This is a genomic window from Mesorhizobium sp. M4B.F.Ca.ET.017.02.2.1, assembly GCF_003998955.1.
Lineage (GTDB): Bacteria > Pseudomonadota > Alphaproteobacteria > Rhizobiales > Rhizobiaceae > Mesorhizobium > Mesorhizobium abyssinicae.
Genome location: NZ_RZOF01000071.1, coordinates 1 through 21,437, shown reverse-complemented (window position 1 = coordinate 21,437; position 21,437 = coordinate 1). Strand labels below are relative to the sequence as shown.

21 protein-coding genes are annotated in these 21,437 nt (G+C 65.7%); 11 read left to right on the top strand and 10 right to left on the bottom strand.

Going from position 1 to position 21,437, the window contains the following annotated elements; all coding sequences use genetic code 11:
- The coding region (gene xseA, locus EN738_RS11745) for an exodeoxyribonuclease VII large subunit (protein ID WP_127283823.1) at nt 1-1,042 on the bottom strand (1,042 nt) is incomplete at its 3' end.
- Between the two features lie 122 nt (nt 1,043-1,164).
- Between xseA and EN738_RS11740 the strand changes: the two genes are divergently transcribed.
- Nucleotides 1,165-3,393: an EAL domain-containing protein gene (locus tag EN738_RS11740; protein WP_127283822.1), complete on the top strand. Its 2,229-nt coding sequence runs from the start codon at nt 1,165-1,167 to the stop codon at nt 3,391-3,393.
- Between the two features lie 8 nt (nt 3,394-3,401).
- On the opposite strand, the gene EN738_RS11735 is transcribed toward EN738_RS11740, so the two are convergent.
- Entirely contained in the window at nt 3,402-4,358 is a 957-nt protein-coding gene (locus EN738_RS11735) for a LysR substrate-binding domain-containing protein (RefSeq protein ID WP_127283821.1), read from the bottom strand.
- A gap of 178 nt (nt 4,359-4,536) precedes the next feature.
- Between EN738_RS11735 and EN738_RS11730 the strand changes: the two genes are divergently transcribed.
- A complete protein-coding gene (locus EN738_RS11730; RefSeq protein WP_127283820.1) occupies nt 4,537-4,827 on the top strand; it encodes a DUF1127 domain-containing protein in 291 nt (96 codons plus the stop codon).
- 147 nt (nt 4,828-4,974) lie between these two features.
- On the opposite strand, the gene EN738_RS11725 is transcribed toward EN738_RS11730, so the two are convergent.
- The 4 genes from EN738_RS11725 to EN738_RS11710 form a co-directional block, all read right to left on the bottom strand.
- Complete coding sequence (locus EN738_RS11725) at nt 4,975-5,979, bottom strand: DUF937 domain-containing protein (protein ID WP_127283819.1); 1,005 nt, start codon at nt 5,977-5,979, stop codon at nt 4,975-4,977.
- A gap of 103 nt (nt 5,980-6,082) precedes the next feature.
- Complete coding sequence (locus tag EN738_RS11720; RefSeq protein WP_127283818.1) at nt 6,083-7,456, bottom strand: glutamate--cysteine ligase; 1,374 nt, start codon at nt 7,454-7,456, stop codon at nt 6,083-6,085.
- Nucleotides 7,457-7,560: 104 nt separating this feature from the next.
- Complete coding sequence (locus EN738_RS11715; protein ID WP_127283817.1) at nt 7,561-8,295, bottom strand: 16S rRNA (uracil(1498)-N(3))-methyltransferase; 735 nt, start codon at nt 8,293-8,295, stop codon at nt 7,561-7,563.
- 31 nt (nt 8,296-8,326) lie between these two features.
- Nucleotides 8,327-8,974, bottom strand: a complete 648-nt coding sequence (locus tag EN738_RS11710) for a hypothetical protein (RefSeq protein ID WP_127283816.1) — start codon at nt 8,972-8,974, stop codon at nt 8,327-8,329.
- A 75-nt stretch (nt 8,975-9,049) separates the two neighbouring features.
- On the opposite strand from EN738_RS11710, the gene EN738_RS11705 reads away from it, so the two are divergent.
- Entirely contained in the window at nt 9,050-9,748 is a 699-nt protein-coding gene (locus tag EN738_RS11705; protein WP_127283815.1) for a type 1 glutamine amidotransferase, read from the top strand.
- Between the two features lie 421 nt (nt 9,749-10,169).
- Complete coding sequence (locus EN738_RS11700; RefSeq protein ID WP_189340537.1) at nt 10,170-10,310, top strand: hypothetical protein; 141 nt, start codon at nt 10,170-10,172, stop codon at nt 10,308-10,310.
- A gap of 46 nt (nt 10,311-10,356) precedes the next feature.
- Here the strand turns inward: EN738_RS11700 and EN738_RS11695 are convergent, their stop codons facing one another.
- From EN738_RS11695 to EN738_RS11685, 3 genes are read right to left on the bottom strand one after another with little or no spacing between them, the layout of a single operon-like run.
- Nucleotides 10,357-11,133, bottom strand: a complete 777-nt coding sequence (locus tag EN738_RS11695) for a metallophosphoesterase family protein (RefSeq protein ID WP_127283813.1) — start codon at nt 11,131-11,133, stop codon at nt 10,357-10,359.
- Between the two features lie 59 nt (nt 11,134-11,192).
- Nucleotides 11,193-12,329 carry an alpha-hydroxy acid oxidase gene (locus EN738_RS11690; RefSeq protein ID WP_127283812.1) on the bottom strand — a complete coding sequence of 379 codons (1,137 nt, stop codon included), beginning with the start codon at nt 12,327-12,329 and terminating at the stop codon, nt 11,193-11,195.
- Between the two features lie 22 nt (nt 12,330-12,351).
- Nucleotides 12,352-13,149 (bottom strand): FCD domain-containing protein, encoded by a 798-nt coding sequence (locus EN738_RS11685; protein ID WP_126056410.1) that lies wholly within the window; start codon nt 13,147-13,149, stop codon nt 12,352-12,354.
- A gap of 208 nt (nt 13,150-13,357) precedes the next feature.
- On the opposite strand from EN738_RS11685, the gene EN738_RS11680 reads away from it, so the two are divergent.
- The 7 genes from EN738_RS11680 (at nt 13,358) to EN738_RS11645 (ending at nt 20,693) form a co-directional block, all read left to right on the top strand.
- Nucleotides 13,358-14,680 carry a DUF3422 family protein gene (locus tag EN738_RS11680; protein ID WP_127283811.1) on the top strand — a complete coding sequence of 441 codons (1,323 nt, stop codon included), beginning with the start codon at nt 13,358-13,360 and terminating at the stop codon, nt 14,678-14,680.
- 285 nt (nt 14,681-14,965) lie between these two features.
- Nucleotides 14,966-16,462 (top strand): FAD-linked oxidase C-terminal domain-containing protein, encoded by a 1,497-nt coding sequence (locus tag EN738_RS11675; protein WP_127283810.1) that lies wholly within the window; start codon nt 14,966-14,968, stop codon nt 16,460-16,462.
- Nucleotides 16,463-16,701: 239 nt separating this feature from the next.
- Nucleotides 16,702-17,970, top strand: coding sequence for a glycolate oxidase subunit GlcE (gene glcE, locus EN738_RS11665; RefSeq protein WP_127283808.1), 1,269 nt, complete (start codon nt 16,702-16,704; stop codon nt 17,968-17,970).
- The gene (locus EN738_RS11660) at nt 17,967-18,356 is read left to right on the top strand and encodes a DUF4870 domain-containing protein (RefSeq protein WP_127283807.1); all 390 of its coding nucleotides are present in this window, start codon (nt 17,967-17,969) and stop codon (nt 18,354-18,356) included. Before glcE ends, EN738_RS11660 begins: the two co-directional genes overlap by 4 nt.
- 9 nt (nt 18,357-18,365) lie before the next feature.
- Nucleotides 18,366-19,664 carry a glycolate oxidase subunit GlcF gene (gene glcF / locus EN738_RS11655; protein WP_127283806.1) on the top strand — a complete coding sequence of 433 codons (1,299 nt, stop codon included), beginning with the start codon at nt 18,366-18,368 and terminating at the stop codon, nt 19,662-19,664.
- 31 nt (nt 19,665-19,695) lie between these two features.
- Nucleotides 19,696-20,247, top strand: a complete 552-nt coding sequence (locus EN738_RS11650; protein WP_127283805.1) for a hypothetical protein — start codon at nt 19,696-19,698, stop codon at nt 20,245-20,247.
- Between the two features lie 5 nt (nt 20,248-20,252).
- Complete coding sequence (locus EN738_RS11645; protein ID WP_127283804.1) at nt 20,253-20,693, top strand: hypothetical protein; 441 nt, start codon at nt 20,253-20,255, stop codon at nt 20,691-20,693.
- Nucleotides 20,694-20,702: 9 nt separating this feature from the next.
- Here the strand turns inward: EN738_RS11645 and EN738_RS11640 are convergent.
- Nucleotides 20,703-21,437 (bottom strand): bifunctional 5,10-methylenetetrahydrofolate dehydrogenase/5,10-methenyltetrahydrofolate cyclohydrolase (locus EN738_RS11640; protein ID WP_145966843.1); only part of this gene is annotated, 735 nt, incomplete at its 5' end.

The following is a 21,437-nucleotide window of genomic DNA, read 5'->3' as shown; positions in this document are numbered from 1 at the left end:
CGGGCTTGCGCTCGTTGCTCACCGTCAGGGCCCGGCCGAGCCGGCTCGTCGCCTCGTCGAAGCGGCGGCGTGGCAGGGCCAACAACTGATCGGGCGAGGGCAGCGCCCGCGCCGCCGCGCGCACCGCCTGGCGCTTGCGTTCGAGATTGCGCGAGGCGCAAGCTCTGAGCCGTGCTGCGAGGCTTGCCAGCGTCGCTTCGAGGTCGGCCCTGACCGGCACGGCGATCTCGGCCGCGCCCGTCGGCGTCGGCGCCCGCATGTCGGCCGCGAAGTCGATCAGCGTCCAGTCCGTCTCGTGGCCGACGGCGGAGATGACCGGAATGCGCGAGGCGGCGACCGCGCGCGCCAGGGCCTCGTCGTTGAAGCCCCAGAGATCCTCGAGGCTGCCGCCGCCGCGCGCCACGATCAGCACGTCGGGATGAGGGATGGCGCCATCCCGGGCGAGCGCGTTGAAGCCGTTGACCGCGGCGGTCACTTCCGCGCCCGCCGTCTCGCCCTGCACCCTGACCGGCCAGACCAGGACGTGCAGCGGGAAGCGGTCCTTGATGCGGTGGATGATGTCGCGGATCACCGAGCCGGTCGGCGAGGTGACGACGCCGATGACGCCGGGCATGAACGGCAGCCGCCGCTTGCGGCCGGCATCGAACAGGCCCTCGGCCTGCAGCCGGCGCTTGCGTTCCTCGAGCAGCGCCATCAGCGCGCCGGCACCGGCCGGTTCCAGATTGTCGATGACGATCTGGTAATTGGACTTGCCGGGATAGGTCGTCAGCCTGCCGGTGGCGATCACCTCCATCCCTTCCTCGGGGCGGAATTTCAGCCGGCTCATCGTGGTCTTCCACACCACGGCATCGAGCCGCGCGCGGTCGTCCTTCAATGCGAAATAGGCGTGGCCGGACGAATGCGGGCCGCGATAGCCGGAAATCTCGCCGCGCACCCGCACATTGCCGAACGCGTCCTCGACCGTGCGCTTCAGCGCTCCGGAGATCTCGCTCACCGTGTATTCGGTGGCATTGCTGCGTGATTCGGATGCCGTATCGCTCATCGGCCGATTGAGGGGTGGTTGCCCGTCCGCGTCAAGGCGGCGCTCAATCCGCGCTAATATTATAACGCGATCTTAAGCCCAATTTGCTTTGACTTGTCGGCAACGCAGCTGGCCAGGAACGCATGAGCGCACGCGCAAGCAACAGCCCATTGACGCATCAGGTCACGCTGACCGTGCTGATGCTCGCCGCCTTCGCGCTGGCCATGGTCGTCGGCTTCGGCTTCTACGCCACTGCCCAGGCCGATCATGTCTCGCTCGAGCGGCAAAAGATATTCTTTGCCAATGGCTTGAAGGATCAGATCGCGGCGGTGGAGCGCGAGCAGGAGAGCGTGACCGTCTGGGATGATTCCATCATCAACGTGAAGGCGGGAAACCAGGCCTGGATAGAGGAGAACCTCAGCGTCTGGATGTACTCCTATTACGGCCACAACCGGGTCTATGTGCTGGATGCCGCAAACCGTCCGGTTCACGCCATGCGGGAAGGCAAGGTGCTCGATCCGTCCGTCTATGGCGAGGACGCGCCCGCATTGCTGCCCACCATCGAAAGTCTGCGCGCTAAGATGGCCGAGCCGCCGAGCGAGGACGCTTCGGCCGCGCCGGCGAAGATGGTCGGCGAAGACCTGGTGGCGCTCGGCGGCAAGCCGGCCATTCTCAGCATCATGCCGCTCGTCCCCAGCACGAACCGGCTCACCCAGGCACCGGGCAGCGAATACCTCCACATCTCGGTCGAGTTCATCAGCGACAAGGTGATCGGCAAGATCGCCGAAAAATATCTGCTGGACGGCGCGCATCTGCTGCCGCTGTCGCAGCCGACCGGCTCGGCTGCCATTCCGCTCTTGGATTCTCGCGGTGTCATTCTCGGCTATATCGGCTGGGACCAGGAACGGCCCGGCCTGACGCTGGTGCGCAAGGCGGCCCCGGCCTTGATAATCGGCCTGCTGCTCGCGGCGAGCGTGCTCGCCTTCCTGCTGCGCCGCCTGCGCCGCGCATCGTCGGCGCTGCAGACCAGCCAGGACGAGGCGCAATACCTCGCTTTCCACGACACGCTCACGGGTCTGCCCAACCGCGCCCTGTTCGAGGATCGGCTCCGGCGGGCCCTGCTCAGGACCACCCACGACACGGCCGGTCACGATATGGGGAAAGTGGCGCTGCTCTACCTCGATCTCGACCGCTTCAAGCATATCAATGACACGCTCGGCCATCCGGCTGGCGACGAACTGGTGCGCCAGACGGCGGCCAGGCTCCAGCATACCGTTCGTGAAGTCGACACCGTGGCGCGCCTGGGCGGCGACGAATTCGCGCTGATCCTCATCGACATCCGCGATATCCGCGCCGCGGAGGATATTGCCGAGCGGCTGCTGCAGAAGCTGCAGGAGCCGTTCAAGCTGATCGACGATCAGGTCTTCATCAGCGCCAGCATCGGCATCGCGCTGTCGGTCGGCGCCGAGATCGATGCCGACGATCTGCTGCGCAAGGCCGACATCGCGCTTTACGAGGCCAAGAAGAATGGCCGCGGCCGGCACCAGGTCTTCGCCGGCGACATGGACGACCTTCTCTTGCGCAAGCGCAAGGTCGAGACCGAGCTTCGCAAGGCCCTCGATGGTGGCACCGGCATTGGGCTCGCCTACCAGCCGGTGTTCGCGGCAAACGGCAAGACGATCCTGGGCGCGGAGGCGCTGATCCGCTGGGGGCATGAGGTGCACGGCGCCTTGCCGGCGGCGCAGTTCATCGCCATTGCCGAGGAGCGCGGCATGATCGGCCAGCTCGGCGCATGGGTGCTGCAGGAAGCCTGCCGCTTCGCCGTGCGCACCGAATTGCCGTGGCTCGCCGTCAATGTGTCGCCGCTGCAGTTGCGTGACGCCGGCTTTGCCGAACAGGTTGCTTCGATCCTCGCCGATACCGGCCTGGCGCCGCAGCGCCTGCAGCTCGAGATCACCGAGAGCGTGCTTCTGGAAAACAGCGATGCCTCGCGGGCAGCTCTGACGGCCTTGCGCGAGTCCGGTGTCGGCATCGTGCTCGACGATTTCGGCACCGGCTATTCGTCGCTGAGCTATCTGCGCCGCCACGCCATCGACAAGCTCAAGATCGACCGCTCCTTTGTGCGGCTGCTCGACGGCGAGGCCAATGCGGCGGCGATCGTCAAGGCGCTGATCGACCTCGCCGTCGCGCTCGGCGTCGACGTCACCGCCGAGGGGGTCGAGACCGAGGCGCAGAAGATCCTGCTGGTCGCCATGGGCTGCCGGCAGTTCCAGGGCTATTTCCTGTCGCCACCGCTCGAACCGGCCCAGTTGCTCGGCCTTTCCGGCCTGGCTAAGCCGCACGACGTCGTGCCGGCGGCCGCGCGCGCCTAGGAAAGACCCTACCAGCCCGGCATGATCTGGTTCGGCTTGGTCCGCTTCATCTTGGTGAAGGCGAGCGCGGCGAAATCGAAGCTTCCCGTCTCTTCGCCGAGCGGCACCGATATGTTGTCGAGGCTTTCGCAGATGTGGCGGGCAAGCGCGTCGACGATCTCCGGCTGCGAGGTTTGGCCGCGCATGATGCCGATGCGGCAGTCGGGCAGGGTGCCGAAGCCGTCGGCCTCGCCGAGCACGCGCATGCCGGGCCGCAGCGCGCATTCGGGCAGCACCGAGATCGCGAGGCCGGAAAGCACCGCGGCGGTGATGACGGTCGCCGAGAAGCTGGAGAACAGGATGCGGTACTCGCGGTTCTGCCGGTCGAGCACGTCGACGGCGGCGCGGCGCCAGATGCAGTTCGGCCGGCCGAAGGCCATCGGCAGGATTTCCTGCTCATGCGTGGCATGGTTTGCCGAGGTCACCCACAACAGCGGCTCGCGCCGCACCACTTCCGACTGGCCGCGCGTGTCGTTGTGCGTCACCAGGGCCAGGTCGAGATTGCCGCGCTTGATGTGTTCGACCAGTCCCGGCGTCGGCTCGCAGATGACGGTCAGCTCGACCCGCGGATTGGAGCGCGTGAAGCGCGCCATGATCTCGGGCAGGAAGCGGTCGGCGTAGTCGTCCGGCGTGCCGATGCGGATCGTGCCTTCCAGCCGCTTGTCGTCGAAGGCGGCCAGCGTCTCCCGGTTGAGGAAGATCAGCCGCCTCGCATAGGAAAGCAGCCTGTCGCCTTCCTCGGTCAGCTTGTTGGTGCGGCCGTCCTTTTCGAACAGCGGCTTGCCGATCCGCTCCTCCAGCCGGCGCATCTGCATCGACACCGCCGACTGCGTCCGGTGCACCTCTTCCGCCGCGCGGGTGAAGCTGCCGGTATCGGCGATCGAGATGAAGGTCTGCAACTGATCGAGATCGAGCGGCGCTTTCATCGGTCCAATCCATCATTGATGTTGATGCTAAAGATTAGAAACATTCGTTGGATTAATCAATCGCACGGTGGCACATTCCCCAACATCCACATGAAGGCATGTGAATCGAGACCGGAACGGCGCTCCTCCCAGCGACGTTTGCCCGGCTTCGTCTGCTCGACTCTGAAGGAGGACTGACATGACCACGTTTGATTTCGCCACCGAGACCTCGCGCGTCACCACGCGTCCGGCCGTTGCGACGCGCGTGCTCAATGCCGTCGCCGATGCCTACCGAGCCTGGAAAAACCGCCGCGAATTCTATCGCCTCGGCGAGATGTCGGACGCCGGGCTCGCCGACATCGGCCTGACACGCGCCGACCTTCACGTCGCCGTTGCCGTGCCCTTTGGCCGTGATCCGACCGTGAAGCTGCGCGCGATCGCCAGCGACCGGGTCGACACGATCGAGGATCTCGCCCGCAAGGTGGCTTGATCCAGCCGGCTGGCGCATTCGGTCGCCCTGAACCTTTTCAAGGGGCGCGGCGACCAAGGTTCATGCAGGCTCCCCACTCCCTGCCGGTTCCCCCGGCCTGCCTGCACGCTGCCCGGTCCTCCCAAGGACCGGGCTTTTCTTTTCGGGCTATCGTCGATCCATGCCCCGCTTGAACTGATCGAAAATCGTCTCCATGCCCTTCTGATACTCGTCGCGCTGCTGCGCGCCGGTCTCGAACATCTTGCCGAAGATATCGTCGAACGGGTTCCGCGGCCTGCCGCTCGGATTGGTCTGCGGCTGCGGCGCCTGGCGTGGCTGAGACGCCTGCGGTTGCTGCGGCGCCGGCTCGGCCCCGGGCAAGCCGAAACCGTCGCCACCTTGCCGCAGCATCTCCTCGAACATCTTGCCCAGCGGGTTGTCGCCATAGGGGCTTTGGGCCTGCGGCTGCGTCCGGCCTTGCGGCTGTTGCGCGCCGCCGCCGAACATGTCCTGCAGCACCTTGCCGAGCGGGTTGTCGCCATAGGGATTGGGCGCCTGCTGCGGCTGGCTCGGCGGCTGCTGCGCGCCGCCGCCGAACATGTCCTGCAGCACCTTGCCGAGCGGGTTGTCGCCGTAGGGATTGGGCGCCTGTTGCGGCTGCTGCGCGCTGCCGCCCGCCTGTCGCATCATCTGCTGTATGATCTCGCCGAGCGGATTGCCGCCGCCGCCGAAGCCGCCCGCCGCCTGCATCTGGTTGGTGGTCTGCTTGAACAGCCCGCCCATCATCATCGAGGCCATCGCCGGCAGCATCTGCTGCAGCACCTGCTGGCTGAGACCGGTCGCTTGCGCGGCCTGGCTGGCGACGGCCCGCGACAGCTCCTTCGAGCCGAACAGATGGCCAAGAATGCCGTTGCCCTCGTTGATGCCTTGCGGCGAGAAGGCCCGGGTCGCGTCCTCGAAATATTTGGCGTGCTGGCCGCTCGCCATCGCCGTCATGAAAGCGCCGAGCCCGTAGGGGTCGGCCGTGTTGCGCTGCAGCCCTTGCGAAAAGGCCGGCAGCAGCGCCTCGACCGCGGCCTGGGTCTGCTGCATCGAAAGCCCGAACTGCTGAGCCAGCGCCTGCATGCCGGCGCCGTTCTGGGCCTGGGCGAATATGTCGAACAGGGAAGGCATTGGGTTCTCCTCCGGGAACATCCTCGTTGGAGAAGCCTAGTTCGTTTCCATCGCTGATTGAAGCGGCTTTTGCCGCCCTCTCCGCCGGGCGGACGGCGAAGGGTCAGTAAGCATATTCCATGAACACGGGCTCGATCGAGCCGCCCCAGCGCGTGTGGTAGGCCGACAGCATTTCCTCGGCGCTGGTCGTGCCGCGCGCCACGACTTCGTCCAGCGTGTTCAGGAACGAGGTCTCGTCATAGCCGTCGCGGTTCTTGCGGGCGCGGTTCTTCAGCCCCGAGCGCGAAATGGCGAGCACGTCGCGGGCGACATCGCGCAAGGTCGTGTTGCGGAACGGCGCCGAAATGCCCAGCTCCGGCACCGCGTTGCGCATTGCCAGCACTTCCTTGTAGGTCCAGCTCGCGGTCAACGCCTCGGCAGCCTCCAGCGCCGCCTCGTCGTAGAGCAGCCCGACCCAGAAGGCCGGCAGCGCGCAGATGCGCCGCCACGGCCCGCCGTCGGCGCCGCGCATTTCGAGGAAGCGCTTCAGCCTGACGTCGGGGAACAGCGTCGACAGATGGTTCGCCCAGTCGCCCATCGTCGGCAGCCCGTCCGGGACCTCATTGCGGGCGGCCCCTGCCATGAACTGGCGGAAGGTGATGTGCGTCATGTCGTGATAGTGGCCGTCGCGGATGACGAAATACATCGGCACGTCGAGCGCCCATTCGACATAGTCGGCGAAGCCGAAATCGGGCGAGAAGCAGAATTCGAGCAGGCCGGAGCGCTGGTTGTCGGTGTCGCGCCAGATATCGCCGCGCCAGCTCTGCAGTCCGTTCGGCCGGCTTTCGGTGAAGGGCGAGTTGGCGAACAGCGCCGTCGACAGCGGCTGCAGCTTGAGCGAGACCTGCATCTTGCGGCGCATGTCCGCCTCGCTCTCGAAGTCGAGGTTCACCTGGATGGTGCAGGTGCGGTACATCATGTCGAGGCCCCTGGTGCCGACCTTCGGCATGTAGCGCGTCATGATCTCGTAGCGCGACTTCGGCATTTTCGGCGTTTCGGCGAGCGACCATTTCGGGCTGCCGCCGAGGCCGAGGAAGCGGATGCCCAGCGGTTCGGCGATCTCGCGCACCTGGGAGAGGTGCGCGTTGCCCTCGCGGCAGGTCTGGTGGATCGACTCCAGCGGCGCGCCCGACAGTTCGAACTGGCCGCCGGGCTCCAGCGAGATCGCCCCCTGGCCGGTCGGCTCGACCAGGCCGATGATGCGTCCGTCGTCCAGGATCGGGTCCCAGCCGAGCTTTTGCTGCATGCCTTCGAGAATGGCGCGGATGCCGCGCTCGCCGCCATACGGCACCGGCGCGTTGCCGTCGACATAGAACGGAAACTTCTCGTGCTCGGTGCCGATGCGCCATTGCTCGCGCGGCTTGTTGCCTTCGGCAAGATAGGCGACGAGCTCGTCGACGCCCTCGATGGGCCGGAAATCGGTTGTGTCGCGCGCCATGGGAAGCCCTCCGCAGCGGCTATCTCGCCGCCGGGCGCTAAATGGACGAAATGTCAGTAGCCGATCAAGCGAAAAATCCTGAGCCAAGGCTCAACTGGATTTGATCACCAGTCGCCGATCGTGGCCTGCATCACCGCGAGCGCGGCCACGGCGGCGGTATCGGCGCGCAGGATGCGTGGCCCAAGCGGGATGGCGGTGACGAAAGGCAATGCCCTCAGCATCTTGCGCTCGTCGTCGGAAAAGCCGCCCTCCGGCCCGACCAGCAGCGCGAGCTTTGTCTCGCCGACCGCCTGCAGCGCCGGCAGAGGGTTGTTGGTCGAGGCATCCTCGTCGCAGAAGATCAGCCGCCGTTCCTTTTCCCAGCCTGTCAGCAGGCGCTCGAACTTTTCCGCCTCGCGCACCTCGGGCACGGCGAGAATGCCGCATTGCTCGGCCGCCTCGACGACATTGGCGCGCAGCCGCTCGATGCCCGGTTTTGCAACCTGCGTATGCTGGGTGATCACCGGCTGCAGGATACCGGCGCCCATCTCGACCGCCTTCTGCACCAGATAGTCGAGCCGCCCCTGCTTCAGCGGCGCGAAGCAGTAGAGGAGGTCGGGCAGCGGCGGCTGCCGCCGTTGTTGGTCGAGCACCTTCAGCCGCACCGCCTTCTTGGATCTGGCGGCGATCGCCGCCGACCATTCGCCGTCGCGGCCGTTGAAGACCAGGATCTCGACGCCTTCGGAAAGACGCAGCACATGCATCAGGTAATGGCTTTGCTGCTGCCCGGCATCGAATTCGATGCCCGCTCCGAGGTCGTCCGGCACGAACAGCCGCTGCATCTTGTAATTGGCGCGCATCGCCGAGCAATGGGCGAGGCGGACTTTGCCGTCAAGCCTCGGCCGAAGGGTGCCATGCCGGCGCGTAGCCTTGCCGCAGCACCGAGATGGTGGTCGGCGGTGTCAGCAGGCGAAGCGGCCGGCCAGCCAGGTCGCCAAAAGCGGCCGGTGTGCCATAGCCCGCGAACGACCAGCGCAGCGCCTTGCCGCCACGCAGCGCATAGGCGGTGCCGCCATCCGCGACCATGGCGCCACCAGGCAGGGCGGCCAGCTCTTCCGGCTTGACCGTTGGCGGCTGGCCGCCCGAGGCCAGCCGCTCCTTGTGCAGCCGCTTGTCGAGCATCGGCGCGCGCGGCTCGGCGATGGCGGAGGCCTCGCCGAACCGGCGGACGAAGTCGCTGGCCCGTTCGCGCCGGCAAAAGAAGCAGGGCCGATGGCCGGCGGCCAGCGCCGTCACCTCGTCGAGGAAGAACAGTTCGGTCCAGCCCGCCTTGCCGCCCTGCCTGTTGCGGCCCATCGGCTCGCGTCGCACATTGCGAAATTGGCATACGCAGATGATCCAGGCCTGAAGCGCCCAGCGCTTCTTCAGCAAGGTCTTCGTCTCGGGGTCGTGGATGATGCCGCGATTGCCGGTGAACAGGCCGCGTTCGGGCACGGCATGGATGGCGCCGAACGGATCGACCCGGTTCTGCAGTGGCATAGGCGTTCCTTCTTGGCTGCGATGCGGGCGCCATGATATCGCTCGCGGGCTCAATATCATGTCAGCAGGTTTTCGATGCGCGTCCTGGTCGTCCAGAATTTCGACAATGAAGGCCTTGGCCAGATCGGCGCAGCGCTGGTCGAGGCCGGAGCCGATATCGACCTGCGCAAGCCCTACAACGGCGAGGCCTTGCCCGGGCACAGCGGCGAGCATGACGCCATGGTCGTGCTCGGCGGCGCCCAGAACGCGCTCGATGACGAGCTTTGCCCCTATTTCCCCGAACTGCTCGATCTGACCCGCGACTTCGCCGACAGGGACCGCTCGGTGCTCGGCATCTGCCTCGGCGGCCAGTTGCTGGCGCGGGCCTTCGGCGGCGAGAACCAGATCGGCGGCGCCACCGAGTTCGGCTGGCACCAGGTGTCGCTGACGCCGGCGGCGAAGACCGATCCGGTGCTGGCCGCCTTGCCGGAGAATTTCCCGATCTTCGAATGGCACGACGACACCTTCGTGCTGCCGCAAAATGCCGTGCGGCTGGCAGGCAGCGCCGTCGCCGAGAACCAGGCCTTCCGCCTTGGCCGCGCCGTTTACGGCTTCCAGTTCCATTTCGAGGCGGACACGCCGATGGTGCGCGACTGGAGCACGTCCTTCGCCTCCCTCATCGCCGAGCGCCATCCCGACTGGAACGACCGGCTCGACGGCGAAATCACCCGCAACGGTTCCGATGCCGACGCCGCCGGTCTGGCCATTGCCCGCGCCTGGGTGGCGACCATCTGAGGCGTGTCGATATTCAGGTGAGGCAGCCTGCAAACAATGGCTTCCTGCGCTTCTGGTGCTCACGTACTTCATGTACGCTCCGCTCCGGTTCTCAAAAGCCATAGTTTTCGGCTCGGCCTGACCTGAATCTCCCACTTTGGCGCACACCGACCTGGGGCGGCGTGACATTATTGGCACGCCACGGCAGTTCCGGCTGGGGAAAACCTTTTTCATCCTTGGTTTGTGGCCGCGCGCCATCCTAGAAGGCGCGCGCTTTGTATCGCCGGTGCAACCGCGATGAACCTTATGTGTGATCCGCGCGACACACCGGCGATACGGAATCTGCTTAGAAACGCGAAATCGTCGAAACATTGAGACGCATTTTATCGTTTCAACGCATTGGTAACCGGGTCGTGCACAGATGCAGGAAGCTCAACCAGAGATGACGTCCGTGAAAGCAGCGCTTCTGTCCTTTATCATGCTGTCTGCCATCGTCCTGTGCGGCCTCGGCATCTATTCGGCCGACGCCGCCAACAATCACCAGGCCGTCGACGGCTACGGCGTCACCGCCGCCCTTCGCTAAAGCCTGGTTCTTCCCGACAATCGGAAAGCTGATCCCATAGCCGGGATCATGACTGGAACGGCCGCGCCTCGACCGTCAGGATGCGCTTATCCGCGCCGTCGATAACGAGCGCGCTGAGCGTTCCCGAATGCCATGCGAGCGTGTCGACATTGACGCGGTTGGCCATGATTTCGGCCTCCGGCACCGGTGTGTGCCCATGCACGATCACTTTCGGATAAAGGCCGGGATAATCGTGAAAGGCGTCGCGAATCCAGATCAGGTCCTGCGGACTCTGGCTTTCGAGCGGTACGCCTGGCCGAATGCCGGCATGGCAGAAGAAGAAGTCGCCGAACGCCACCGAAAACGGCAATGAGCGCAAGAAGTCGACATGGGCTCGCGGTACGGCCGCGACTAGGGTCGCGTGTCCCTCCCGCAATGCCGTCTCCGCCGTGCCGAACCAGCCACTGGTCGCGGGCAGCGTCACGCCGTAGGACTGCGCCGTTTGGATGCCGCCATAGCGCATGAACAGGCCGTCCGCGTCGGGCTCGGCGAGAAAGTCGAGGAAGCCGACATCGTGGTTGCCGGCAAGCATCAGATGGCGCGGTTCGCGTGCCCTTGCGTCGAACAGGAAATCGATCACGCCCCTGGAATCCGGACCACGGTCGGTATAGTCGCCGAGATGGATGACGCGCCAGTCGGCGGTCGGCTTGTATTCGAGCTCGCTTTCGATCCGGCGGTGCATGGCGGCCAGAAGGTCGAGCCGGCCATGCACGTCGCCGATGGCGTAGAGCCGCATGCCTTCCGGCCCGCGCGCGTCGAGATAGTGGATGCCGGTTTCGGTCACGGCGAGTGTCTTCCCGTATCGATCATTACGGGAAACTAGAGCGCATAGGTGAATAGGCCCTAGCGCCTCAGCTGGTCCTTGCCCATGTCGGTTACCAAACGCTTACCGCACAGCGCCAGCGTGATGTCCATCTCCTTGCGGATGATCTCCAGCGCCTTGGTGACCCCGTCCTTGCCCATGGCGCCGAGGCCGTAGAGGAAGGGCCGGCCGATATAGGTGCCCTTGGCGCCGAGGCAGAGCGCCTTGAGCACGTCCTGGCCCGAGCGGATGCCGCCATCCATGTGCACCTCGATCCTGTCGCCGACGGCGTCGGCGATCTCCTCCAGCACCTCGATCGACGAGGCGGCGCCGTCGAGTTGGCGTCCGCCATGGTTGGAAACGACGATCGCATCGGCGCCGGTCTGGGCCGCCATCAGCGCGTCCTCCTTGTCGAGGATGCCCTTCAGGATCAGCTTGCCGCCCCAGCGTTCCTTGATCCAGGCGACATCCTTCCACGAAAGCTGCGGATCGAACTGCTCCGTCGTCCACGACGACAGCGAAGAGACGTCGCCGACCCCCTTGGCGTGGCCGACAATGTTGCGGAAGGTGCGGCGCTTGGTGCCGGCTATGCCCAGACACCAGCGCGGCTTGAGCGCCAGGTCGATGATGTTGGCGAGCGTCATCTTCGGCGGCGCTGAAAGCCCGTTGCGGACATCCTTGTGGCGCTGGCCGAGGATCTGCAGGTCGAGCGTCAGCACCAGAGCCGAGCAATTCGCCGCCTTTGCCCTGTCGATGAGGTTGAGGACAAAGTCCTTGTCGCGCAGCACGTAGAGCTGGAACCAGAACGCCTTCTTCGTCACCGAGGCGACATCCTCGATTGAGCAGATACTCATCGTCGACAGCGTGAACGGCACGCCGAACTCCTCAGCTGCCTGGGCCGCCAGCATCTCGCCGTCGGCGTGCTGCATGCCGGTCAGCCCGGTTGGCGCCAGCGCCACCGGCATCGCCACCTTCTCGCCGATCATGGTCGTTTCCAGCGAGCGGTTGCTCATATCGACCAGCACGCGCTGACGGAACTTGATTTTGGCGAAATCCTCCTCGTTGGCGCGGTAGGTGCTTTCGGTCCAGGCGCCGGAATCGGCGTAGTCGAAGAACATCTTCGGCACGCGGCGGCGCGCCAGGTCCTTCAGATCGGCAATGGTGAGGATGTCGCTCATGGTCTTTCCCGCTGGGTGTTCGCTAATTCGTTGTCTTGGCGCCGTCGCCGGCGTCGGAGCGCTGTCGCAGCCTCAGCCGTGACACGCGCTGCCAGTCGCCGCTGCGTTCGGCCTCGAGCATCGAGCGCTCGACATAGGAGATGTGGTCCATGGCCGCTTGCCGGGCAGCCGCCGGATCGCCGGCCTTGATCGCCGCATAGATCGCCCGGTGCTGGTGAAGCAGCGCCTCGCGCGCGCCGGGCACGCTGAACACCAGAAGCCGGTTCTGGAACACACCTTCCGACAACAGCCGGTAGCAGGAGCGCAGCGTATGCAGCAGGATGATGTTGTGCGCGCATTCCGAGATGGCGTGGTGGAACTCGATGTCGATCTCGGCCTCGTCGTCGAAATCGCCGGTGCGGTGCGCCTCGTCCATGCGCGCCATGATGCTGTCGAGCAGCGTAAGGTCTTCCGGCGTGGCGCGCCGCGCTGCGTACTCGGCGGCGACCGCCTCGATCTCGCGGCGATACTCCAGATAGTCGGTCACCGCCTTGCGGTGCATCGAGATGAGGTCGGTCACCGGCTTGGTGAACAGCTGGCCGATGACGTCGGCGACATGGGTGCCGCCGCCGGCCTTGGTCGTCAGCAGCCCGCGCCCCTCCAGCGCCTTCAGCGCGTCGCGCAGGATCGGCCGCGACACGTCGAACTGGCGCGCCAGCTCGCGCTCGCCCGGCAGCCGGTCGCCGGTGCGCAGCACGCCTTCGAGGATCAGGCTCTCGATCTGCTGCACCACCTCGTCGGCGGTGCGCGAATGCTCGATCCTGGAGAAAATGTCGCTCAACGGGGCGCCTGGGAAAGGGAAGGGTTGTCGTTCAGATTAAAGCCTCTGTCCCCAACTGGTCAAATTATTTATCCAATTCCTCCGGTGTGGCTCGCTACCGCCGCCGCCGTCCTATATGCCCGTCAGCTAAACTTTGCTGTTTGCGTCTCCGGGCGATTGGCCCTAGAGGACGCCGATACACGCAGGGTCAAGAACAGGGGGACCGGCCGTGTCGGACGAGACGTCCAATCTCGAATTCCAGCCACGCGCCCAGGGCAGCGTCATGGGTTTTCCGGCGCATGGAGGCCGCGCCGGCGCGCTTGGCGAGGTCCATGCCCGGCCGCATCCGCTCATCGAGAAGTCGCGCGTGCTGATCCAGCTTTCCTTCATGACCGAAGGCGGCTCCGGCGTCGACCACGCGGTGCTTTCGGAGATGTCGCGACGCCTTGGCATCGCCGCCCCCGACCGCCAGGCCCGCCACCATGCCATGAAGTGGGGCAAGGGCTCGTTGCGCTGGGAACGGCACACCGAATTCTCCACCTACCTGTGGGAAGGGCCGCTTGCCGAAAGCGCCGGATCGCAGGAAGATTCGCCTTTTGGCAACGGGTTTTCGCCGCCCGGCACGGTCATATCCGGGATCAGGCTCGAGATCCGTAAATGGACGCAGACCAGCGAAAAGCTCATTGCCGATTTCGACCCGACCAGCCTCTGCTACTCGCTGGTCGGCCGCGGCAACGCGGCCATCGTCACCGACTTCCGCCAGGACGGCGACGGCCTGACGCGCATGCTGGTGCTCGACCGCGGCCTGACGCCGGCCAGCACCGGCGCGCTGTCGCAGCGGCTGCTCGACATCGAGACCTACCGGACGCTGGCCATGCTCGGCCTGCCGCTGGCGCTGACGCTCTCCGGCCGCGCCCGTCGCATCGAGGACCGGCTGGCGCAGACGACGCTGGAAATGAAGGGGGCGGAGACCCGCGACAGCCAGACGCTGCTTGCCGACCTGACCGAGCTGGCCGCTGAATTGGAGGCGGATGCCGCCTCCAGCCTTTATCGCTTCGGCGCCAGCCGCGCCTATGACGGCATTGTCGTCGAGCGGCTTGAGGCGCTGGAGGAAGAGCCGATGTCCGGCTACGACACCTGGGCGGGCTTCCTGCAGCGGCGCATGGCGCCGGCCATGCGCACCTGCCGCTCGGTCGAGGAGCGCCAGGCCAACCTGTCGCGCAAACTCACCCGCGCCACCACGCTCCTGCGCACCTGGGTCGATGTCGAGGTCGAGAAGCAGAACCGCGACCTGCTGGCCTCGATGAACAACCGCGCCCGCCTGCAGCTGCGCCTGCAGCAGACGGTCGAGGGGCTTTCCGTTGCCGCCGTTTCCTATTACGTCGTCGGCCTCATCTCCTATCTCGCCAAGGGCGCCTCGATCTTCGGCCACGCCTTCGCGCCAGAAATCGTCACCGCCGCCGCCGTGCCGGTCGCCGTGCTGCTGGTCTGGTGGGGTGTGCGCCGCGTGCGGCGCATGCACTCTGAGCCGGCGAAGCATCCGGGCGAGTAGTCTCCCCCTCGTGGGGGGAGATGTCGCCGAAGGCGACAGAGGGGTCGCCTCGCGTGGGGCGCCAACCTCGTTCGCGACGGAAGATGCGCTGGCGATCTGTGCGAGACGACCCCCTCTGACCGCTTCGCCGCCATCTCCCCCTCAAGGGGGGAGAACATCAGCGGCAGATTGCCGCTGCGGAAGCACGGCCTGCACCCATTGTCTCATCCCGACCAACGCAGGGGTTTGCAACAAACGCGCTTCACTGGTAAAAGATTTTGACCAGTCGAGTGGAGGAAAGCGCCGATGTCCGGCCTTGCCATGCCGAAGCCAGATGCCGCCACCATGCGCCGGCGCGCCGAGATCGTCGCCGACATGCGCATCATCGTGCCGGGCGAGGGTGTCGTCGACGCGGCCAATGAAATGCGCGCCTTCGAAAGCGACGGCCTCACCGCCTATCGGCAGTTGCCGCTTGTCGTCGTGCTGCCGGAAACGGTGGCGCAGGTCTCGCGGGTGCTCAAATATTGCAACGATCGCAACATCCGCGTCGTGCCGCGCGGCTCGGGCACTTCGCTGTCGGGCGGCGCGCTGCCGCTCGAGGATGCGGTGCTTCTGGTGATGAGCCGCTTCAATCGCATCCTTGCGATCGACTATCCGAACCGCATTGTCGTTGCCCAGCCCGGTGTCACCAATCTCGGCATCACCACCGCGGTCGAGCAGGAGGGCTTTTACTACGCCCCCGATCCATCCTCCCAGATCGCCTGCTCGATCGGCGGCAATGTCGCCGAGAACTCCGGTGGCGTGCACTGCCTGAAATACGGGCTGACCGCCAACAATGTGCTCGGCATCGAGATGGTGCTGATGAATGGCGAGGTGGTGCGGCTGGGCGGCAGGCATCTCGATGCCGAGGGCTACGACCTGCTCGGCGTCATGACCGGCTCGGAAGGCCTGCTCGGCGTCGTCACCGAGGTCACGGTGCGCATCCTGAGGAAGCCGGAGACGGCGCGCGCGCTGCTGATCGGCTTTCCGACCAGCGAGCAGGGCGGCCAGTGCGTCGCCGACATCATCGGCGCCGGTATCATTCCCGGCGGCATGGAGATGATGGACCGGCCGGCGATCCACGCCGCGGAGGATTTCGTCCATGCCGGCTATCCGCTCGACGTCGAGGCGCTGCTGATCGTCGAGCTCGATGGACCAGGCGTCGAGGTCGATCACCTGATCGGCCTCGTCGAGGCGATCGCCTATCGCAACGGCTCGACCACCTGCCGCACCTCGCAGTCGGAGCAGGAACGGCTGAGTTTCTGGGCCGGCCGCAAGGCGGCCTTCCCGGCGGTCGGCCGCATCTCGCCCGACTATTACTGCATGGACGGCACCATCCCGCGCAAGGAACTGCCGCGCGTGCTCGCCGGCATGCGCGACCTGTCGGAGAAATACGGGCTCGCAGTCGCCAACGTCTTCCATGCCGGCGACGGCAATCTGCATCCGTTGATCCTCTACGACGCCAATGTGCCGGGCGAACTCGACAAGGCCGAGAATTTCGGCGCCGATATTTTGCGCCTCTGCGTCGAGGTTGGCGGCGTGCTGACCGGCGAGCATGGCGTCGGCGTCGAAAAGCGCGACTTGATGCCGGAAATGTTCAACCAGGTCGACCTCGACCAGCAGATGCGCGTCAAATGCGCCTTCGACCCCAACCACCTGCTCAACCCCGGCAAGGTCTTCCCCCAGCTCCGCCGCTGCGCCGAGCTGGGGCGCATGCACGTGCATCGCGGGCAGGTGGCGTTTCCGGACATTCCGAGGTTTTGAGTGGCTAAGTTGGCGCTTGAACACCCCCCTCTGTCCTGCCGGACATCTCCCCCTCAAGGGGGGAGATCGGCAGCGTCTGCGCCTCGCCTTCCCGCCAACGTGGGAGATTGGCGAAACCCTGCGCGACGTCTGATCTCCCCCCTTGAGGGGGAGATGTCCGGCAGGACAGAGAGGGGGGCGAAGGAGCGCGACCTATCACCTCTCCCCCGCTCTGCGGGGGAGAGGAAAGGTGCCAAGCCATGACCACCTTCACCCCATCCTCCTCGGCCGAAATCCTCTCCACCGTCCAGTGGGCGGCGGCGGAGGAGGCGCCGCTGGAGATCCTCGGCCACGGCTCCAAGCGCGGCATCGGGCGTCCGCAGCAGAGCGAGCACACGCTCGACCTTTCGAAACTTGCCGGCGTCACCCTCTACGAGCCCGCCGAGCTGGTGCTGTCGGCCAGAGCCGGCACGCCGCTCGCCGACATCGACAAGCTGCTCGCCGAAAACGGCCAGCAATTCGCATTCGAGCCGATGGACTATGGCCCGCTGCTCGGCGGCGAGCCGGGCCAAGGGGGCAAGGGCGGCACGATCGGCGGCGCGCTTGCCGCCAACCTGTCAGGCCCGCGCCGGCTGAAGGCGGGGGCCGCGCGAGACCACATTCTCGGAATATCGGCGGTTGCCGGCCGCGGCGAGGCCTTCAAGTCCGGCGGTCGCGTCGTCAAGAACGTCACCGGCTACGATCTGTCGAAGCTGATGGCGGGAAGCTGGGGCACGCTCGCCGTGCTCACCGACGTCACCTTCAAGGTGCTGCCGGCGGCGGAGACCGAGGTGACTTTAGCCATCCGCGGCCTGCTCGATGATGCTGCCGTCGCGGCGATGGCGCTCGCACTGGGCTCCAGCGCCGAAGTGTCGAGCGCTGCGCACCTGCCTGAGCGCATCACCGCGCGCGTCGCTGCCGGCAAGCATGGCGGCGATGCCGCGACGCTGCTGCGCGTCGAGGGTTTTGGCCCTTCCGTGGTCTATCGCATCGAGGCGCTGAAGAGCCTGCTCGGCAAAGCGGGGCCGCTGGAGGAGATCGCCGGCGAGGCGTCGAAGGCCATCTGGCGCGATATCCGCGATTGCATACCCTTCGCCGATGGCGGCGCGAGACCGGTCTGGCGTGTGTCGATGGCGCCGTCGCAGGCGCATCACATGGTGATGGCCCTGCGCATGCAGGCGGCGGTCGACGCTTTCTACGATTGGCAGGGCGGTCTGGTCTGGCTGTCGATGCGCGAGAACGACCCCGAGGCCGACCTGCTGCGCGGCCTGATCCGCAAGCATGGCGGCGGCCACGCGACGCTGGTGCGCGCCGCACCCGCGCATCGCGCCGCGGTGCCGGTGTTCGAGCCGCAACCGCCGCATCTGGCGGCGCTGTCGGCGCGGCTCAAGGCCGAATTCGATCCCAAGCATATCCTCAACCCCGGCCGAATGGCGCCGGGTTCCAGCTCTGCTACTCTGGCACACTCATCGGAAGGAGGAGCACAATGAGCAACATCAATCAAGGCCCGGGCGGCGGACCTCGCCAGACCGATCGCTGGCTGGAGCCGGGTTCGACCAACGCCCTGGTCATCTATATTCTCTATCTCGCCGGCCTCGTCATTGGCGTCACCGGCATTGTCGGCATCGTGCTTGCCTACATCAACCGCGGCAAGGCCGGCGGCTTCGTCGAAAGCCACTACACCTTCCTGATAAGGACCTTCTGGATCGGTTTGCTCTACGCGCTGATCTCCGCGGTCCTGATGATGCTCGTGATCGGCTTCCTGCTGATGTTTGCCGCTGCCGTCTGGTTCATCGCCCGCTGCATCCTCGGGCTGCAGGCGCTGCAGCGCGGCGAGCCGGTCAAGAACCCGCAAAGCTGGCTCCTCGGACAATAGGACTCCCCGGTGCAGACCAACTTCTCAGCCGCCCAGCTTGCCGATCCGCACGTCGCGGAATCGGAAAAGATCCTGCGCAAATGCGTGCATTGCGGCTTCTGCACCGCCACCTGCCCGACCTATGTGACCTTGGGCAATGAGCTGGATTCGCCGCGCGGGCGGATTTATCTCATCAAGGACATGCTCGAGAACGGCCGGCCGGCCGACAAGGAGATCGTCACCCATATCGACCGCTGCCTGTCCTGCCTCGCCTGCATGACGACATGCCCCTCGGGCGTCAACTACATGCATCTGGTCGACCATGCCCGCGTTCACATCCAGAAGACTTACAAGCGGCCGCTGCTCGACCGGCTGACGCGAACCGTGCTGGCTTTCGTGCTGCCCTATCCCTCGCGCTTCCGCGCCGCATTGAAGCTGGCCGGGCTCGGCAGGCCGTTCATCGGCCTGTTCGAAAAGCTGCCGGCGCTAAAGCCTGTCGCCGCCATGCTCAGGCTTGCGCCATCCTCGATCCCGGCGGTGTCGGCAATGGCCTTGCCTGGCGTGCACGCCGGGCAGGGCACGCGCAAGGGCCGCGTTGCCATCCTGACCGGCTGCGCGCAGTCGGTGCTCGATCCGGCCATCAACGAGACGACCATCTCGCTGCTGACAAGGCTCGGCGTCGAGGTGGTGGTGCCGGAAGGCGAGGGCTGCTGCGGCGCGCTCGTCCACCATATGGGCCGCGAGGAGGCAGCCCTTGCCTCGGCGAGGCGGAACGTCGACGCCTGGACGCGCGCCATCGACCAGGGCGGGCTCGATGCTATCGTCATCACCGCATCGGGCTGCGGCACCACGATCAAGGACTACGGCTTCATGCTGCGCCTCGATCCGGCCTATGCCGAAAAGGCCGCGCGGGTCTCGGCGCTGGCCAAGGACATCACCGAATATCTGGCCGGTCTCGACCTGCCCGAACCGCTGCGCAAGCCCGGCACTGTCGTCGCCTATCATTCGGCCTGCTCGATGCAGCACGGCCAGAAGATCACCCGGCAGCCGAAGGAGCTGCTGGCCAGGGCGGGCTTTGTCGTGCGCGAGCCGCGCGAAGGGCATCTTTGTTGCGGCTCGGCTGGCACCTACAACATCCTGCAGCCCGAGATCTCGGCAAAACTGCGCGACCGCAAGGTGAAAAATATCGAGGCGACAGGCGCCGAAATCGTCGCCACCGGCAACATCGGCTGCATCACCCAGATCGCGTCCGCCGCGAAGCTGCCGGTGGTGCACACGATAAAACTGCTCGACTGGGCCTATGGTGGCGAGCCGCCCAAAATGAGTTGACCACGCAGCGTTTGCCGAGGACGATGCGGCGATGTCCAATCCACGACTGCAAGATATTCAAACCGCAGTTCGTCTTCTAACAGACCTGTCGCGTTCGACGTTTCAGGGTCGCTATGCCGACTGCGAAGCCATTATCGCCCAACACTTGAAAGACGGATCGGCGTTCCTGCTTGAGCTGATCAAGGCGGCTGTGGAAGCGGGCGTTCACCAGGTCACTCTGATCGAAGACGCGGTTTCGTTCCTCGACGATGCGGACTTGGCCCGCCTTGCATTTTTCCTCCAAAGCGCAGCAAGCCGCGGGACGGATGTCGAAGACTTGTTGTCTCACGCTTTGCTGCAGGCTCCAGACTTGTTTCCAGACGCCGCGCTGGCGACCAGTTACGATTTTGCGGACTGGCAGCAGCATCCGATCTGCGGTCAGCCCCAGCGTGCAAACATTTTATCTTCGAAGGGGGTTCTCCGAGCGACTCGCCCTTTCCGACGCACCGCAACCACCCCACTTGGCATCTGCCGACCACCGGCGGACCACTTGCGGTTGGCGGCAGAGGTTCGGCGACATGTCCAGTCTGCCGGCAGAAATTGACTCACTTGGTTACACTGGACAGTTCTGAGGAGAAGTCTGTTCCTGGGCTTTCCATCGAAACCTGCGCGAACTCTCTCGAGCCGACCTATTATTCGCACGATGCCGAGGGCAGGCCGACGCCCATTGGCCCATTTCATTCCGATGATGGTTCCGCAATCGAGCCGGCTTCGCTTGTGAGCACCGTGCGCGTGGCGGCCACGCCGCCACGCTGGCTCAGACAGTCCTATGGAATAAGCAATTCGCGGCAGAACCTGTTTCGGCTCGGCGGACTGCCGTCCTGGGTCCAAGGACCGCAGTTCCCGCTGGTTCCTGGAACGGATCGGGAAGTGAAATTTCTGCTGCAGTTCGACTCGCTGGCCGGCTTCTTCTGGGGCAGCGGCGGCATGCTTTACGTCTTCTGGGACGAAAAAAGCCGGATCACATGCCATGTGTCGCAGTGGACCTGACGACAGCAGCTACTCCGCCGCCAGCTTGTCCGCCACGCCGTAGGTCGCCTGGTAGAGGGCGCGCTGGCGGCTGAGCGCCACCATCGTGTTGCGCAGCAGGATCGCCACCGTGATCGGGCCGACGCCGCCCGGCACCGGCGTGATCCAGGAGGCGACCTCCTTGACGCTGTCGGTGTCGACGTCGCCGACGATGCGGGTCTCGCCGTCCGGTCCGATCTCGGAATTGATGCCGATGTCGATGACGGCGGCGCCCGGCTTGACCATATCGGCCTTGATCAGCCGCGGCTTGCCGACGGCGACGAACAGCGCATCGGCGCGCCGCGCATGCGCTGCCACCGAGCGCGTCATGTGGTGGCACACCGTCACCGTCGCGCCCTCGCTCATCAACAGGAAGGCGATCGGCTTGCCGACGATCTCGGAATGGCCGACGACGACCACCTCGAGCCCCTTGAGGTCGAGGCCGGTCTCCTTGAGCAGCTCGACCGAAGCGGCCGCCGTGCAGGGCGCCAGGTCGAGCTGGTTGTAGACGATGTTGCCGATCGAGGCCGGATGCATGCCCTCGACGTCCTTCAGCGGATGCACCGCCGCCTGCAACGTCTTGATCGGGATGTGCACCGGCACCGGCCGCTGAATGATGATGCCGGTGCCGCGCGGATCGGCATTGAGGCCGTGGATCGCGGCCTCCAGTTCGCCGGCGGTGTTGTCGGCGGCAACGCGCCGTTCGTCGAAGCCGCTGCCGGCCAG

What these genes read in the sequence shown, in the direction of transcription:
- EN738_RS11650 (WP_127283805.1), top strand. Translation starts at nt 19,696, where the DNA reads ATGTCCAATCCACGACTGCAAGATATTCAAACCGCAGTTCGTCTTCTA.
- EN738_RS11735 (WP_127283821.1), bottom strand. Translation starts at nt 4,358, where the DNA reads ATGAAAGCGCCGCTCGATCTCGATCAGTTGCAGACCTTCATCTCGATC.
- EN738_RS11730 (WP_127283820.1), top strand. Translation starts at nt 4,537, where the DNA reads ATGACCACGTTTGATTTCGCCACCGAGACCTCGCGCGTCACCACGCGT.
- EN738_RS11690 (WP_127283812.1), bottom strand. Translation starts at nt 12,329, where the DNA reads ATGAGCGACATCCTCACCATTGCCGATCTGAAGGACCTGGCGCGCCGC.
- EN738_RS11740 (WP_127283822.1), top strand. Translation starts at nt 1,165, where the DNA reads ATGAGCGCACGCGCAAGCAACAGCCCATTGACGCATCAGGTCACGCTG.
- glcE (WP_127283808.1), top strand. Translation starts at nt 16,702, where the DNA reads ATGACCACCTTCACCCCATCCTCCTCGGCCGAAATCCTCTCCACCGTC.
- EN738_RS11700 (WP_189340537.1), top strand. Translation starts at nt 10,170, where the DNA reads ATGACGTCCGTGAAAGCAGCGCTTCTGTCCTTTATCATGCTGTCTGCC.
- EN738_RS11660 (WP_127283807.1), top strand. Translation starts at nt 17,967, where the DNA reads ATGAGCAACATCAATCAAGGCCCGGGCGGCGGACCTCGCCAGACCGAT.
- EN738_RS11710 (WP_127283816.1), bottom strand. Translation starts at nt 8,974, where the DNA reads ATGCCACTGCAGAACCGGGTCGATCCGTTCGGCGCCATCCATGCCGTG.
- EN738_RS11715 (WP_127283817.1), bottom strand. Translation starts at nt 8,295, where the DNA reads ATGCGCGCCAATTACAAGATGCAGCGGCTGTTCGTGCCGGACGACCTC.
- EN738_RS11725 (WP_127283819.1), bottom strand. Translation starts at nt 5,979, where the DNA reads ATGCCTTCCCTGTTCGACATATTCGCCCAGGCCCAGAACGGCGCCGGC.
- EN738_RS11675 (WP_127283810.1), top strand. Translation starts at nt 14,966, where the DNA reads ATGTCCGGCCTTGCCATGCCGAAGCCAGATGCCGCCACCATGCGCCGG.
- EN738_RS11705 (WP_127283815.1), top strand. Translation starts at nt 9,050, where the DNA reads ATGCGCGTCCTGGTCGTCCAGAATTTCGACAATGAAGGCCTTGGCCAG.
- EN738_RS11720 (WP_127283818.1), bottom strand. Translation starts at nt 7,456, where the DNA reads ATGGCGCGCGACACAACCGATTTCCGGCCCATCGAGGGCGTCGACGAG.